Origin of the sequence: Atlantibacter subterraneus (genome assembly GCF_007570865.1) — a bacterium.
Lineage (GTDB): Bacteria > Pseudomonadota > Gammaproteobacteria > Enterobacterales > Enterobacteriaceae > Atlantibacter > Atlantibacter subterraneus.
Map to the genome: position 1 here is coordinate 79,323 of NZ_VLPS01000008.1, position 13,815 is coordinate 93,137.

At 56.0% G+C, this 13,815-nt stretch carries 9 protein-coding genes; 1 reads left to right on the forward strand and 8 read right to left on the reverse strand.

Annotated elements, in window-relative coordinates; genetic code table 11:
- Positions 1-7: 7 nt before the first annotated feature.
- Both glpG and glpE read right to left on the reverse strand, forming a co-directional pair.
- Positions 8-838, reverse strand: a complete 831-nt coding sequence (gene glpG, locus FND52_RS15230; protein ID WP_125292585.1) for a rhomboid family intramembrane serine protease GlpG — start codon at positions 836-838, stop codon at positions 8-10.
- Between the two features lie 46 nt (positions 839-884).
- Positions 885-1,214 (reverse strand): thiosulfate sulfurtransferase GlpE, encoded by a 330-nt coding sequence (gene glpE, locus FND52_RS15235; protein WP_144131671.1) that lies wholly within the window; start codon positions 1,212-1,214, stop codon positions 885-887.
- Positions 1,215-1,430: 216 nt separating this feature from the next.
- On the opposite strand from glpE, the gene glpD reads away from it, so the two are divergent.
- A complete protein-coding gene (glpD, locus tag FND52_RS15240) occupies positions 1,431-2,936 on the forward strand; it encodes a glycerol-3-phosphate dehydrogenase (protein ID WP_144131673.1) in 1,506 nt (501 codons plus the stop codon).
- Positions 2,937-2,978: 42 nt separating this feature from the next.
- Here glpD and glgP read toward each other — a convergent pair whose 3' ends face one another.
- The 6 genes from glgP to asd all read right to left on the reverse strand — a co-directional run bounded on the left by glgP (position 2,979) and on the right by asd (position 13,798).
- Complete coding sequence (gene glgP / locus FND52_RS15245) at positions 2,979-5,426, reverse strand: glycogen phosphorylase (RefSeq protein ID WP_125292588.1); 2,448 nt, start codon at positions 5,424-5,426, stop codon at positions 2,979-2,981.
- A gap of 19 nt (positions 5,427-5,445) precedes the next feature.
- The gene (glgA, locus tag FND52_RS15250) at positions 5,446-6,879 is read right to left on the reverse strand and encodes a glycogen synthase GlgA (protein ID WP_125292589.1); all 1,434 of its coding nucleotides are present in this window, start codon (positions 6,877-6,879) and stop codon (positions 5,446-5,448) included.
- A gap of 89 nt (positions 6,880-6,968) precedes the next feature.
- Positions 6,969-8,252: a glucose-1-phosphate adenylyltransferase gene (gene glgC / locus FND52_RS21825; RefSeq protein WP_125317941.1), complete on the reverse strand. Its 1,284-nt coding sequence runs from the start codon at positions 8,250-8,252 to the stop codon at positions 6,969-6,971.
- A gap of 15 nt (positions 8,253-8,267) precedes the next feature.
- Positions 8,268-10,250 carry a glycogen debranching protein GlgX gene (gene glgX, locus FND52_RS21830; RefSeq protein WP_167509367.1) on the reverse strand — a complete coding sequence of 661 codons (1,983 nt, stop codon included), beginning with the start codon at positions 10,248-10,250 and terminating at the stop codon, positions 8,268-8,270.
- Complete coding sequence (glgB, locus tag FND52_RS15260; RefSeq protein WP_125292590.1) at positions 10,247-12,433, reverse strand: 1,4-alpha-glucan branching enzyme; 2,187 nt, start codon at positions 12,431-12,433, stop codon at positions 10,247-10,249. The genes glgX and glgB overlap by 4 nt, the downstream gene beginning before the upstream one ends.
- A gap of 258 nt (positions 12,434-12,691) precedes the next feature.
- A complete protein-coding gene (gene asd / locus FND52_RS15265; RefSeq protein ID WP_125292591.1) occupies positions 12,692-13,798 on the reverse strand; it encodes an aspartate-semialdehyde dehydrogenase in 1,107 nt (368 codons plus the stop codon).
- Between the last annotated feature and the right edge of the window lie 17 nt (positions 13,799-13,815).

Sequence of the window (13,815 nt, forward strand, 5' to 3'; positions counted from 1 at the left end):
CGCTGAATTATGTTCGTTTTCGCAAATTAAGGCAGTCAACGAACGCCATTGCCAGACCGACCAGCAACCCGGTCAGGTGCGCGGCATTGGCAATTGAGAACCCAAACAGATCGAACCAACCGGCAACCAGCCACAGCAGCGCAAAAACCATTAAACCACGCGGCATCACGATCCCGCTTTCGGGATCGCGTTCGCCGCGCAGCCAGACGTAGCCCATCAGCGCATAGACCACGCCGGACAAGCCGCCAAACCAGGCACCGCTGAATTTATGCTGCACGTAGCCGCTCAGCAGCGCGGAAACCAGCGTCAGCACAATCAGCTTGCCGCTGCCGAGACGTTTTTCTACCGGCCCACCGAGATACCACCACCATAACAAATTAAAGGTGATGTGCATGATCGAGAAATGGAGCAGCGCGTGGGTAAAGTAGCGCCAGAATTCAAAATCGAGACTTGAGTCATAAGGCCAGGCCAGCCAAATCATCACCGCCTGGTCGCCCACCATCAGCATCAGGACATAAACCGCGATACAGACGCTGGCAAGCCCAATGGTGAACGGACCGGCGCGCTCGCGCAGCGTCGCCATAAACGGATAGCGGCGATAGTGCAGGCCGCTGTCGGTATGGCCGGTGCGCCAGCTGGCGGCCAGATAGCGCGAATCGTTCGGGTCTTCAAGAAATTTCGCCAGTTCGGCCTGCACCCGGTCGGCCTGTTGATCGTCCGCCAGCCAGACATCGGTCTGGCTGTGCTGCTGAATGGTCAGAACAACGCCCTGCGTGGCCATATAGTCCACAAAGGCCTGGGCCATTCGCGGATTGGCAAAAGTCGTAATCAGTACCATCAATAAACGCCGTTTTCCACACAAAGAAAGGGAGTATATACGCTATTCAACCGAGCTTATAAGCCACTTCAGCAGGAAAGTGCCGGTGCCAGGCATCAAAACCGCCGTCCACGCTATACACATTTTCATAGCCCTGCTGCAGCAGATACTGCGCTGCGCCTTTGCTGCTGTTGCCGTGATAGCACATCACCATCACCGGAGTATCGAAATCCGTTTGCTGCATAAAGTTGTTCAGCGTGTCATTGGTTAAATGAAACGCGCCGGGCGCGTGACCAATCGCATAACTTTGCGGATCGCGAATATCCACCAGTACGGCGGCGCCGCGCTGCATTTTCTGGTGTGCTTCTTCAACACCAATACATTCAAAGTGATCCATGGTCGCTCTCATTTTCTTCAGTTGATCATATTGCCCGATCGTAGACCGGTTGCTTCATTTTACCGTTCAAGTGTACGTGCTGAGCAGGCCGACGCGCCATATTGTTATGTGTATCACGCGAAATTGTTTTTTTCTTGTTACCAAACGACCGGGAGATTTGCTATTATGAGCGATAACGAACATTTTTGAGCTTTAACGAAAGTGCAAGAGGCAAGCATGGAAACCAAAGATCTGATTGTGATAGGCGGAGGCATTAACGGCGCAGGCATTGCGGTGGATGCAGCCGGGCGCGGTTTATCCGTGCTGATGCTGGAAGCGCAGGATTTGGCCTGTGCCACCTCATCGGCAAGTTCAAAACTGATCCACGGTGGCCTGCGCTACCTGGAACATTACGAATTCCGCCTGGTCAGCGAGGCGCTGGCGGAGCGCGAAGTATTACTAAAAATGGCTCCGCATATCGCGTTCCCGATGCGTTTCCGGCTGCCGCACCGCCCGCATTTACGCCCGGCCTGGATGATCCGCGCAGGCCTGTTTATGTACGATAACCTGGGTAAACGCACCAGCCTGCCGCGCTCGCACGGTTTGCGCTTTGGCGCAGATTCGGTCCTGAAGCCAGAGATCGTGCGCGGTTTCGAATATTCTGACTGTTGGGTAGACGATGCGCGTTTAGTGCTCGCCAATGCGCAGATGGTGGTAAAGAAAGGCGGCGAAGTGATGACCCGCACTAAAGCCACCTCCGCCCGCCGCGAAAACGGACTGTGGGTGGTGGAAGCAGAGGATATCGATACCGGTAAAACTTACAGCTGGCGCGCGCGCGGCCTGGTCAATGCTACCGGCCCGTGGGTGAAAAACTTCTTTGATGACGGGCTGAAACTGCCGTCGCCGTACGGTATCCGCCTGATCAAAGGCAGCCACATCGTGGTGCCGCGCGTTCATCAACAGAAGCAGGCTTATATTCTGCAAAACGAAGATAAGCGCATCGTGTTTGTGATCCCGTGGATGGACGAGTTTTCGATCATCGGCACCACCGACGTGGAGTATAAAGGCGATCCGAAACAGGTGGCAATTGATGAAAGCGAAATCAACTACCTGCTGAAGGTTTATAACCTGCACTTTAAAAAGCAGCTTAGCCGCGATGACGTTGTGTGGACTTACTCCGGCGTCCGCCCGCTGTGCGATGACGAATCGGATTCGCCGCAGGCCATCACCCGCGACTACACCCTGGATATTCACGATGAAAATGGCCAGGCACCGCTGCTGTCGGTGTTCGGCGGCAAGCTGACCACCTACCGTAAACTGGCGGAACATGCGCTGGAGAAAATGGCTAACTACTATCCTTCTATGGGCCCGGCCTGGACTAAAAGCTGTGTTCTGCCCGGCGGAGAACTGAATGGCGATCGCGATGACTATGCCGCGAAGCTGCGCCGTCGTTATCCGTTCATCAGCGAATCGCTGGCACGCCACTATGCGCGGACCTATGGTTCCAACAGCGAACTGATTCTGGGCAACAGCAGCCGTCTCGACGAGCTGGGCGAAGATTTCGGGCATGAGTTTTACGAAGCGGAACTGCGTTATCTGGTGGACCACGAATGGGTGCGCCGTCTGGATGACGCCCTGTGGCGTCGTACCAAATTAGGCATGTGGCTCAATGCCGAGCAGGAATCGCGCATTGCGGCCTGGCTCACCCAATACACCAAACAAGAGCTGTCATTAGCCTCTTAAAATAAAAACGGCGGAGAATCTCCGCCGTTTTTTTCGGGCTATTTACAGCTTGACGGGCTTGATATTCCAGATGTTTTCGGCGTATTCCTGAATCGTCCGGTCAGACGAGAAATACCCCATATTGGCAATGTTCTGCATCGCGCAGGTCGACCAGGCTTCCGGCTGGCGATACAGCTCGTCAACTTTATCCTGGGTGTCTACGTAGCTGCGATAATCTGCCAGCACCTGATAGTGGTCGCCGAAATTGATCAGGGAGTCCACCAGATCGCGATAGCGTCCAACTTCATCCGGGCTAAAGACGCCGGTGCCGATCTGAGTTAACGCCAGATGCAGCTCTTCGTCCTGCTCGTAGTACTCGCGCGGCTTGTAGCCTTTGCGGCGCAATTCCTCGACCTGTTCCGCCGTATTGCCGAAGATAAAGATGTTCTCCGCGCCAACGTGCTCCAGCATTTCCACATTCGCGCCATCCAGGGTGCCAATCGTCAGCGCGCCGTTGAGCGCAAACTTCATGTTACTGGTGCCGGACGCTTCAGTGCCCGCCAGAGAGATCTGCTCAGAGAGATCCGCTGCCGGGATGATCACCTGCGCCAGGCTGACGCTGTAGTTCGGGATAAACACCACCTTCAGATGGTCACGCACGTCGGGATCGTTGTTGATCACCTCCGCCACATCGTTGATCAGGTGAATGATGTGCTTGGCCATGTAATACGCCGAGGCGGCTTTACCGGCAAAAATATTTACGCGCGGCACCCAGTCGGCATTCGGATCGGCTTTGATGCGGTTATAGCGGGTGATCACGTGCAGAACATTCATCAATTGACGTTTGTACTCGTGAATACGCTTAATCTGCACATCAAACAGCGCTTTCGGATTTACCACCACATCCAGCTGCTGGGCAATGACGTTCGCCAGCCGCTTTTTGTTTTCCAGCTTGGCCTGACGCACCGCCTGGTTCACCAACGGATAGTCGATATGCTGCTTCAGCTCGCTCAACTGGCTCAAATCGGTGCGCCAGTTGCGGCCAATGTTGTCATCCAGCACCTTAGAAAGCGCGGGATTCGCCAGCGCCAGCCAGCGGCGCGGCGTGACACCGTTGGTCACATTGCAGAAACGGCCCGGGAAGATTTTCGCGAAATCGGCAAACAGCGATTGCACCATCAGGTTTGAATGCAGTTCCGACACGCCGTTGACCTTGTGGCTCACCACCACCGCCAGCCAGGCCATACGCACTTTACGGCCATTGGATTCGTCGATAATCGAGGTGCGGCTCAGCAGCGCGGTATCGTTCGGGTACTGCTCCTGAACGGTTTTCAGGAAGTAATCGTTGATCTCGAAAATGATTTGCAGATGGCGCGGCAGGATTTTGCCCAGCATATCCACCGGCCAGCTTTCCAGCGCCTCGCTCATCAGCGTGTGGTTGGTGTAGGAGAACACCTGGCAAGTGACTTCGAAGGCCTCATCCCAGCCGAACTTATGTTCGTCGATCAGCAAACGCATCAGTTCCGGAATCGACAGCACCGGGTGAGTGTCATTCAGGTGAATCGCGATTTTATCCGCCAGATTGGCATAGGTTTTATGCATCTGGTAATGACGGCTGAGGATATCCTGGATAGTGGAAGACACCAGGAAATACTCCTGGCGCAACCGCAGTTCGCGCCCGGAATAGGTCGAGTCATCGGGATAAAGCACGCGGGAGACGTTTTCGGAGTGGTTTTTATCTTCCACCGCCGCGAAGTAGTCGCCCTGGTTAAATTTACCGAGATTGATTTCGCTACTCGCCTGAGCATTCCACAGGCGCAGCGTGTTGGTGGCGTCAGTATCGTAGCCGGGGATGATCTGGTCATACGCTACCGCCAGGATCTCTTCGGTTTCGATCCAGCGGGTTTTCTTACCTTCCTGCTGGATACGTCCGCCGAAACGCACTTTGTAGCGGGTGTTATGGCGTTTGAACTCCCACGGGTTGCCATATTCCAGCCAGTAATCCGGGGACTCTTTTTGACGGCCATCGACGATATTTTGTCGGAACATGCCGTAATCGTAGCGGATACCGTAGCCGCGGCCCGGCAGCCCTAAGGTCGCCAGCGAGTCCAGGAAGCAGGCGGCGAGACGCCCAAGGCCGCCGTTGCCGAGGCCAGGGTCGTTCTCTTCATCGATCAATTCTTCCAGGTCGAGCCCCATCTCTTCAAGCGCGTCTTTAACGTCGTCATAAATACCCAACGACAGCAAGGCGTTAGAGAGGGTGCGACCAATCAGAAATTCCATCGACAGGTAGTAAACCTGGCGCATTTCCTGCGAGAGCTGCGCGCGATTGGAGCGCAACCAGCGCTCCACCAGGCGATCCCTCACGGCGAACAGGGTTGCGTTCAGCCATTCGTGTTTGTTGGCGATAGCCGGATCTTTACCAATGGTAAACATCAGCTTATAAGCAATGGAATGCTTTAGCGCCTCAACGCTGACTGTGGGGGATGAATAGGAAAAGGGTGCATTCATACATGTGATTCCAGGATAGTTACATCAAGCGTTGATAAAGTTCGCGGTAAGACTTCGCCGCAACATGCCAGCTAAAATCCATGCCCATCGCCTGACGCTGAACAAATCGCCAAAGGGATGGACGCGACCACAACACGAAAGCACGCCGAATCGCGCGTAGCAGCGACCAGGCATTACTATCTTCAAACACGAAACCACTGGCCATTCCATCGGCTAAATTCTCCAACGAGCTATCTGACACGGTATCCGCTAAACCACCAGTGCGGCGCACCAGCGGCAGCGTGCCATATTTCAATCCGTAGAGCTGCGTTAAACCACACGGCTCAAAACGGCTGGGTACCAGGATCACATCCGCGCCGCCCATAATGCGGTGGGAAAACGCTTCGTGATAACCAATCTGTACCCCAACCTGGCCCGGATGTTCGGCAGCGGCGGCAAGGAAACCCTCCTGCAACACCGCATCACCCGCGCCAAGCAATGCCAACTGCCCGCCCTGCTCCAGCAAGCCCGGCAGCGCTTCCAACACCAGATCGAGACCTTTCTGGCTGGTAAGTCGACTCACCACCGCAAACAGCGGGACTTTGTCATTCACCTTCAGTCCCATGGCAATTTGCAGCTGGCGTTTGTTTTCTGCCTTCTCTTCTAACGTATCGCGGTTATATCGCGCAGACAAGAGCAGGTCCGTTGACGGGTCCCAGATGTTCTCATCCACACCGTTGAGGATGCCGGACAGCCGGCCTTCGCGATGACGCTGTTGCAGCAGCCCCTCCATACCGTAAGCGAACTGCGGCTCGGTAATTTCGCGGGCATAAGTCGGGCTGACCGCCGTGATATGGTCGGCGTAGTAAAGCCCGGCTTTTAAGAATGAAATCTGTCCGTTGAACTCCAGACCGTTAATGTCGAAGAACCACCAAGGCAGACCAATCTCGCTCATGTGATGCGCATAGAACATGCCCTGATAGGCCAGGTTATGCACCGTAAACACCGATTTCGCCGGGTGGCCGCGCGCGGCAAGGTACGCTGGCGCAAGGCCGGCATGCCAGTCATGGGCGTGCACCACATCTGGCTTCCAGAAGGGATCGAATCCGCACGCCATTTCACAGCCTGCCCACCCCAGCAGTGCAAAGCGGATAACGTTATCCGGGTATGCATACTGATTGGTGTCGTGATAAGGACTCCCCGGGCGGTCATACAGATCCGGTGCGTCAATCATGTAGATACCGACGCCGTTGAAATGCCCGAACAGCAGCGTAACCGGCCCGGCAAAGGTGTCGCGGTGCGCGACCTGCTGGGCATCGGTGACGCCGCGTCGAATATCAGGGAACGCGGGCAACAGCACGCGGGTATCCACGCCATCAGCAATCTGCGCGGCGGGCAACGCCCCAATCACATCCGCCAAACCACCTGTTTTCAGTAGCGGAAACATTTCAGAACAAACGTGTAAAACCTGCATTATGGCTCCCGTTCAATTACCCGGCGCGAAAAAGCGCGCCAAACGCGAAATTTAACCGCGCGACAAGCGCGCGGTTATTCCCTGCGCAATTACCCTTCCAGTTTCCTGAGCATCTCGCGCGTAACCAAGACAATCCCTTCTTCGGAGCGATAGAACCGGCGAGCATCTTCTTCCGCATTTTCGCCAATTACCATACCTTCAGGGATCACGCAGGCACGGTCAATAATGCAGCGACGCAGGCGGCACGAACGGCCAATCCAGACGTCTGGCAACAATACTGAAGAATCAATATTACAGAATGAATTTACCCGCACCCGGGGGAACAGCACCGACTGCACCACCACGGAACCGGAAATAATGCATCCGCCGGACACCAGCGAGTTCAGCGTCATCCCGTGACTGCCGGATCGGTCCTGTACAAATTTAGCAGGCGGTAACGGTTCCATGTGGGTACGAATTGGCCAATCGCGATCGTACATGTCCAGTTCCGGGGTGACCGAGGCCAGATCGAGGTTGGCTTTCCAGTAGGCTTCCAGCGTCCCTACATCACGCCAGTAGGGCTCTGCGTCCGGATCGGACTGCACGCAGGAGAGCGGGAACGGGTGGGCATAGGCTTCCCCCGCCGCCGTCAGTTTAGGAATAATATCTTTGCCGAAATCGTGGCTGGAGTTCGGATCGTTGTCATCCTCTTCCAGCAGTTCATACAGGTATTCGGCGTCAAAAATATAAATCCCCATACTGGCCAGCGATTTGCTCGGGTCGTTCGGCATGGTCGGCGGATCGGCCGGTTTTTCGACGAAATCGATGATTTTGTCGTGCTCGTCCACATCCATTACGCCAAATGCCGTCGCTTCTGCCTTAGGAACCGGCATACAGGCCACGGTACAACGCGCGCCTTTTTCCACATGATCGATCAACATGCGCGAGTAGTCTTGCTTATAGATGTGGTCCCCCGCCAGAATCACGATGTATTCAGCCTTATAGCGCCGGATAATATCGAGGTTCTGGGTGACCGCATCTGCCGTGCCGCGATACCAGTTTTCACCATGCACGCGTTGCTGCGCGGGCAGCAGATCGACAAACTCATTCATCTCTTCGCTGAAGAACGACCAGCCGCGCTGAATGTGCTGTACCAGCGTATGCGACTGATACTGAGTGATCACCCCAATCCGGCGGATGCCCGAGTTGATGCAGTTAGATAACGCAAAATCGATGATGCGAAACTTGCCACCAAAGTGCACGGCGGGTTTAGCTCGGGTAGTGGTTAAATCTTTGAGGCGTGTGCCACGTCCACCCGCCAGTATTAATGCGACAGACTTTATCGGCAGTTGCCGCGCTAACATCAGAGGATCGTTCTTTTCAAACCTAACCATGACTGACTCCTTTTATTATGACTTTTGGAATACGCACACTCCGTGCGCGGGCCCATGCCATACAGCCATTACTACCGGATTGTCCTCTCCGGCAAATGGGGGGATAGCACGCCATTCCCCTTGGGGTAAGACGATCTCTGACACCACATCGGTTGCATTGATCGCAATAAGCCAACGATCGGAAAGCTGGATCTGCAGATAGCGCGGACCCCCTTGCCACTCATCAGCCCGGAGAGGTTGACCCTCTCGATTCAACCAGCGGACGTTGTTATCACCTTCATCCCACCAGCGGTTCGCGGTCAACGCCGGAATCGTCTTGCGCAGGTGAATTAACGCCGCCGTAAAGGTCGTTAAACCGTCATTGCAATGGGCCCAGTCCAGCCAGGTCAGTTCGTTATCCTGGCAGTAGGCATTATTGTTGCCGTGCTGGCTATGGCCATGTTCATCACCGGCCAGCAGCATCGGGGTGCCCTGAGAAAGCAATAACGTTGTTAGCAGCGCGTGAATGCTGTCGCGCCGCCGCTCTTTGATATGTTGCCCGGCCTCCAGACCCTCAAAACCATAGTTGTTACTGTAGTTGTGGGTAGTGCCATCTCGATTGTCTTCGCCGTTGGCTTCGTTGTGTTTGCTGTTAAAGCTCACGCAGTCGCGCAGTGTAAAACCGTCATGGGCGGTGATTAAATTAACGCTGGCGGACGGCGGGCGGCCATCGTCGCGAAAGATGTCGCTGGAGCCCGCAAACCGGCAGGCGAAACCGCCTAATGAAAGATCCTGCTGCAACCAGAAGCGGCGCATCCCGTCACGGAAATGGTCGTTCCACTCCGCGAACAGCGGCGGGAAGTTCCCGACCTGGTAGCCGCCTGCGCCGATGTCCCACGGCTCAGCGATCAGCTTCACTTTCGACAACACCGGATCCTGGCGGATGGCCTCAAACAGCGGCGCATCCTGGCGGAATTCAGGGGTGCGCCCCATCACCGACGCCAGATCGAAGCGGAAGCCGTCGACGTGGCACTCTTCCACCCAGAACTTCAGGCAGCCCATAGCGAAATCCACCACGCCGGGATGGCTCAAATTCACGGTGTTGCCGCAGCCGGTCCAGTTGTGATCGTCGCCGTTATCCTGTAACCAATAATAGCTACGGTTATCGATTCCGCGCATGGAATAGGTCGGCCCATGTTCATCGATCTCCGCCGTGTGGTTGAGGACAATATCGAGGATCACTTCAATCCCCTCGCGGTGCAGCGCTTTCACTGAATCACGGAACTCATCAATGGCGGCGGTAAAATCATGATTTATTGCATAGCGCGGCGATACGCACCATAAGGCAAACGGGTTGTATCCCCAGTAATTGGTTAACCCCAGACGCTGCAGGCGCGGCTCGTTGGCAAAGTGAGCGATGGGCAATAATTCCAGCGCGGTGATCCCTAAGCGTTTGAAATAGTCGATCATCACCGGGTGCCCGAGCGCGGAATAGGTTCCGCGCATGGCGGTGGGAATTTGCGGATGCAGCTGCGTCAGGCCGCGCACGTGGCCTTCATAAATCACCGTCTCTCCCCAGGGCGTATACAGCAATTCATCGTCTTCCCAGTCGTAATCATCCTGAATCACCACGCCTTTCGGCGCGACGGAGGCGCTGTCGCGATGATCCGGTTCCTGATAGCCACCATGCAGCAGCGGCGAATCTTCAACATCGCCGTCAACGGCGCGCGCGCAGGGGTCGAGCAGTAATTTAGCCGGGTTAAAACGATGCCCCTGGTGCGGTGCCCAGGGGCCGTGAACCCGATAACCGTAGCGCTGGCCAGGGCGGATATTGGCCAGGTAGCCGTGCCAGATATCGCCGGTACGCGCCGGTAAATCATAACGATGCTCATTCCCCTGCTCATCAAACAAGCACAGCTCGACTTTTTCCGCGTTGGCAGAAAACAGCGTGAAATTCACGCCCTTTCCGTCAAAATGCGCGCCGAGTGGCGCTGGATTCCCTGTAGCCAGCAGGCTCATTCCCCCTCCCGGACTAGCCAGATGGTCGCCAGCGGCGGAATGGTGATGCACAGCGAGTTATCGCGGCCATGGCTCGGGATGGCGTCGGTCTGCACCACGCCGCCGTTGCCGGTGTTGCTGCCGTGATAGTGCATCGAGTCGGTATTCAGCTCTTCACGCCAGCGGCCCGGCTGATTGACGCCGAAGCGGTACTCATGGCGCGGTACCGGCGTAAAGTTAGCGGCGACGATGATTTCGTTGCCCTCGCGGTCGCGACGCACAAACACAAATACCGAGTTAACTTTGTCTTCCACCACCAGCCATTCAAAGCCATTGGGATCGAAATCCAGCTCATGCATAGCTTTATGGTGGCGATAGGTATGGTTGAGGTCGCGCACCAGCCGCTGAACGCCGTGATGCCAGTTATCGCCGCCTTCCAGCAGATGCCAGTCGAGGCTGGAGTCGTGGTTCCACTCGCGGCCCTGGGCGAATTCATTGCCCATAAACAGCAGCTTTTTACCCGGGAACGCCCACATCCAGCCGTAATAGGCGCGCAGATTAGCGAATCTTTGCCACGCATCGCCCGGCATACGGTCGAGAATTGATTTTTTACCGTGGACCACTTCATCGTGCGATAGCGGCAGCACAAAGTTTTCGGTGTAGTTGTACAGCATCCCAAAGGTCATTTTGTCGTGATGGTACTGACGGTACACCGGGTCGAGTTTCATATAGTCGAGGGTGTCGTGCATCCAGCCCAGGTTCCATTTAAACCAGAACCCAAGGCCGCCCGTTGAAGGAGGGCGCGACACGCCAGGGAAATCGGTGGACTCTTCCGCCATGGTCACCGCGCCATGTACCTGCTCGCCCAGCACGCGGTTGGTATTGCGCAGGAACTCAATGGCTTCGAGGTTTTCGCGCCCGCCGTATTCATTAGGGATCCACTCCCCTTCGGCGCGGCTGTAATCGCGATAAATCATTGACGCCACCGCATCCACGCGCAGGGCGTCGATGCCGAAACGCTCGGTCCAGTACAGGGCGTTGCCCACCAGATAGTTGCTGACTTCACGGCGACCGTAGTTATAGATCAGCGTGTTCCAGTCCTGGTGATAGCCTTCGCGCGGGTCGCTGTGCTCGTAAAGTTCGGTGCCGTCAAAATTCGCCAGACCAAATTCATCGCTCGGGAAATGCCCCGGCACCCAGTCCAGGATCACGTTCAGCCCGGCAGCATGGGCGGCATTGATAAAGTATTTGAAGTCGTCGCGGGTGCCGAAGCGGCGGGTCGGCGCATACAGCCCCAGCGGCTGATAGCCCCAGCTGCCGTCAAAGGGATGTTCGTTAACCGGCAGCAGTTCGATATGGGTAAACCCCATGCCTTTCACGTATGGCACCAGCTGCTCGGCAAGTTCACGGTAGCTCAGCCAGAAGTTGTTATCGGTATGGCGACGCCAGGAACCTAAATGCACCTCATAAATGGAAATCGGCGCATCCATCTGGTTGGCTTTTTGCCGCGCCGGGCTGATGGTGGTTTTTTCCGGCAAGTCGCAAATCATCGACGCCGTTTCCGGGCGCATCTGCGCCTCAAACGCGTAAGGGTCAGCTTTAATTCGCAGGTTGCCGTTGGCATCAATCATTTCGAATTTATAGAGCTGACCGTTATGCGCGCCGGGAACAAACAGTTCCCAGATGCCGCTCTCTTTGCGAAAACGCATCGGGTGACGCCGTCCGTCCCAGTAGTTGAACTGGCCGACCACGGAAACGCGCTGCGCGTTGGGTGCCCAGAGCGTAAAGCGGGTGCCGGTCACGCCATCCATGGTTTGCGCGTGCGCGCCAAGCGTTTCATAAGGACGCAGGTGCGTCCCTTCCGACAACAGCCACGCATCCATTTCCTGTAACAGCGGGCCGAAGCGATATGGGTCATCAATCAGGTTTTGCTGACCGTGCCACAGCACCGCCAGCTGGTAACGGAAAAAGTTTTTACGGCGCGCCAGCACGCCGCTGAAGAACCCTCGGGAATCAAGGCATTCCAGCTTGCCGACCTTGCGGCCAGTTTTCGGTTCGATAACCCACACTTCGGTGGCATCCGGTAACAGCGCGCGGACTTCCAGCCCGGCCTCGGTTTTGTGCATGCCCAGTACGGAAAAGGGATCCGCAAAATGGCCCGCAATAAGCGCATTAATCACGTCTCTATCGATGCGATCAGACATGGTTTTGTCATCCTGTTTTTATGTATCGCCCTACGCCTGAGCGTCAGGCCGCAATACTTTTCTTGACCTGAACGAGCAGCCACTTCGTCATCCTCTGGCCGATCGTTCCCACCTACAAGTTTTAGCGGTAAAAACCACCCGAACCTTAAGCATAGCCAACGCGCTATCTCACTCCTGAGAAAAATTGCAACAAACTGGTTTACATCCTCCCGCGCCAAAAAAAAGGGAGCGCTTATGCACTCCCGTTACAGGTTTCGATTACGCCAACTGCCGTAACATACGACGCAGCGGCTCGGCGGCGCCCCACAATAACTGGTCGCCAACCGTGAAGGCGGACAAGTATTCCGGGCCCATATTGAGTTTACGCAGACGGCCAACCGGGGTCGCCAGCGTACCGGTCACCGCCGCAGGGGTCAGTTCGCGCACGGTGATATCGCGGTCATTCGGCACTACGTTTACCCAGTCGTTATGCGTCGCCAGCATTTCCTCGATAGAGGAAAGCGAAACATCTTTTTTCAGTTTAATGGTGAACGCCTGGCTGTGGCAGCGCAGCGCGCCGACGCGAACGCACAGGCCATCAACCGGGATCACAGACGAGGTGCCGAGGATTTTGTTGGTTTCCGCCTGGCCCTTCCACTCTTCGCGGCTCTGGCCGTTATCCAGCTGTTTGTCGATCCACGGGATCAGGCTACCCGCCAGCGGCACGCCAAAGTTATCCACCGGAAGCTGGCCGCTGCGGGTCAGCGCCGTGACTTTACGTTCGATATCCAGAATGGCGGAGGCCGGATCGGCCAGTTCGCTCGCCACGCCGTTGTACAGTTGGCCCATCTGTGCCAGCAGCTCGCGCATATGACGCGCCCCGCCGCCGGACGCCGCCTGATAGGTCGCCACGGACACCCACTCCACCAGATTCTGCGCGAACAGGCCGCCCAGCGACATCAGCATCAGGCTGACGGTACAGTTGCCGCCGACAAACGCCTTCACGCCTTTGTTTAAGCCTTCGGTAATGACATGTTGGTTGACCGGATCCAGAATAATGATGGCGTCATCTTTCATACGCAGCGACGAGGCGGCATCAATCCAGTATCCTTGCCAGCCGCTTTCACGCAGCTTTGGGTAAATTTCGTTGGTATAATCGCCGCCCTGGCACGTCACGATGATATCCAGCGCCTTCAGCGCGTCGATAGAATACGCGTCCTGAAGCGTGCCGCCCTGATGGCCGCCAAAAGACGGCGCAGCCTGCCCAAGCTGGGAAGTGGAAAAGAAGACGGGACGAATGGCGTCAAAATCGCGCTCTTCAACCATGCGTTGCATGAGTACGGAGCCAACCATTCCGCGCCAGCCGATAAAACCAACATTTTTCATAGCGAATCATTCCTGCG

What these genes read in the sequence shown, in the direction of transcription:
- asd (WP_125292591.1), bottom strand. Translation starts at nt 13,798, where the DNA reads ATGAAAAATGTTGGTTTTATCGGCTGGCGCGGAATGGTTGGCTCCGTA.
- glpE (WP_144131671.1), bottom strand. Translation starts at nt 1,214, where the DNA reads ATGGATCACTTTGAATGTATTGGTGTTGAAGAAGCACACCAGAAAATG.
- glgX (WP_167509367.1), bottom strand. Translation starts at nt 10,250, where the DNA reads ATGAGCCTGCTGGCTACAGGGAATCCAGCGCCACTCGGCGCGCATTTT.
- glpG (WP_125292585.1), bottom strand. Translation starts at nt 838, where the DNA reads ATGGTACTGATTACGACTTTTGCCAATCCGCGAATGGCCCAGGCCTTT.
- glgB (WP_125292590.1), bottom strand. Translation starts at nt 12,433, where the DNA reads ATGTCTGATCGCATCGATAGAGACGTGATTAATGCGCTTATTGCGGGC.
- glgP (WP_125292588.1), bottom strand. Translation starts at nt 5,426, where the DNA reads ATGAATGCACCCTTTTCCTATTCATCCCCCACAGTCAGCGTTGAGGCG.
- glpD (WP_144131673.1), top strand. Translation starts at nt 1,431, where the DNA reads ATGGAAACCAAAGATCTGATTGTGATAGGCGGAGGCATTAACGGCGCA.
- glgA (WP_125292589.1), bottom strand. Translation starts at nt 6,879, where the DNA reads ATGCAGGTTTTACACGTTTGTTCTGAAATGTTTCCGCTACTGAAAACA.
- glgC (WP_125317941.1), bottom strand. Translation starts at nt 8,252, where the DNA reads ATGGTTAGGTTTGAAAAGAACGATCCTCTGATGTTAGCGCGGCAACTG.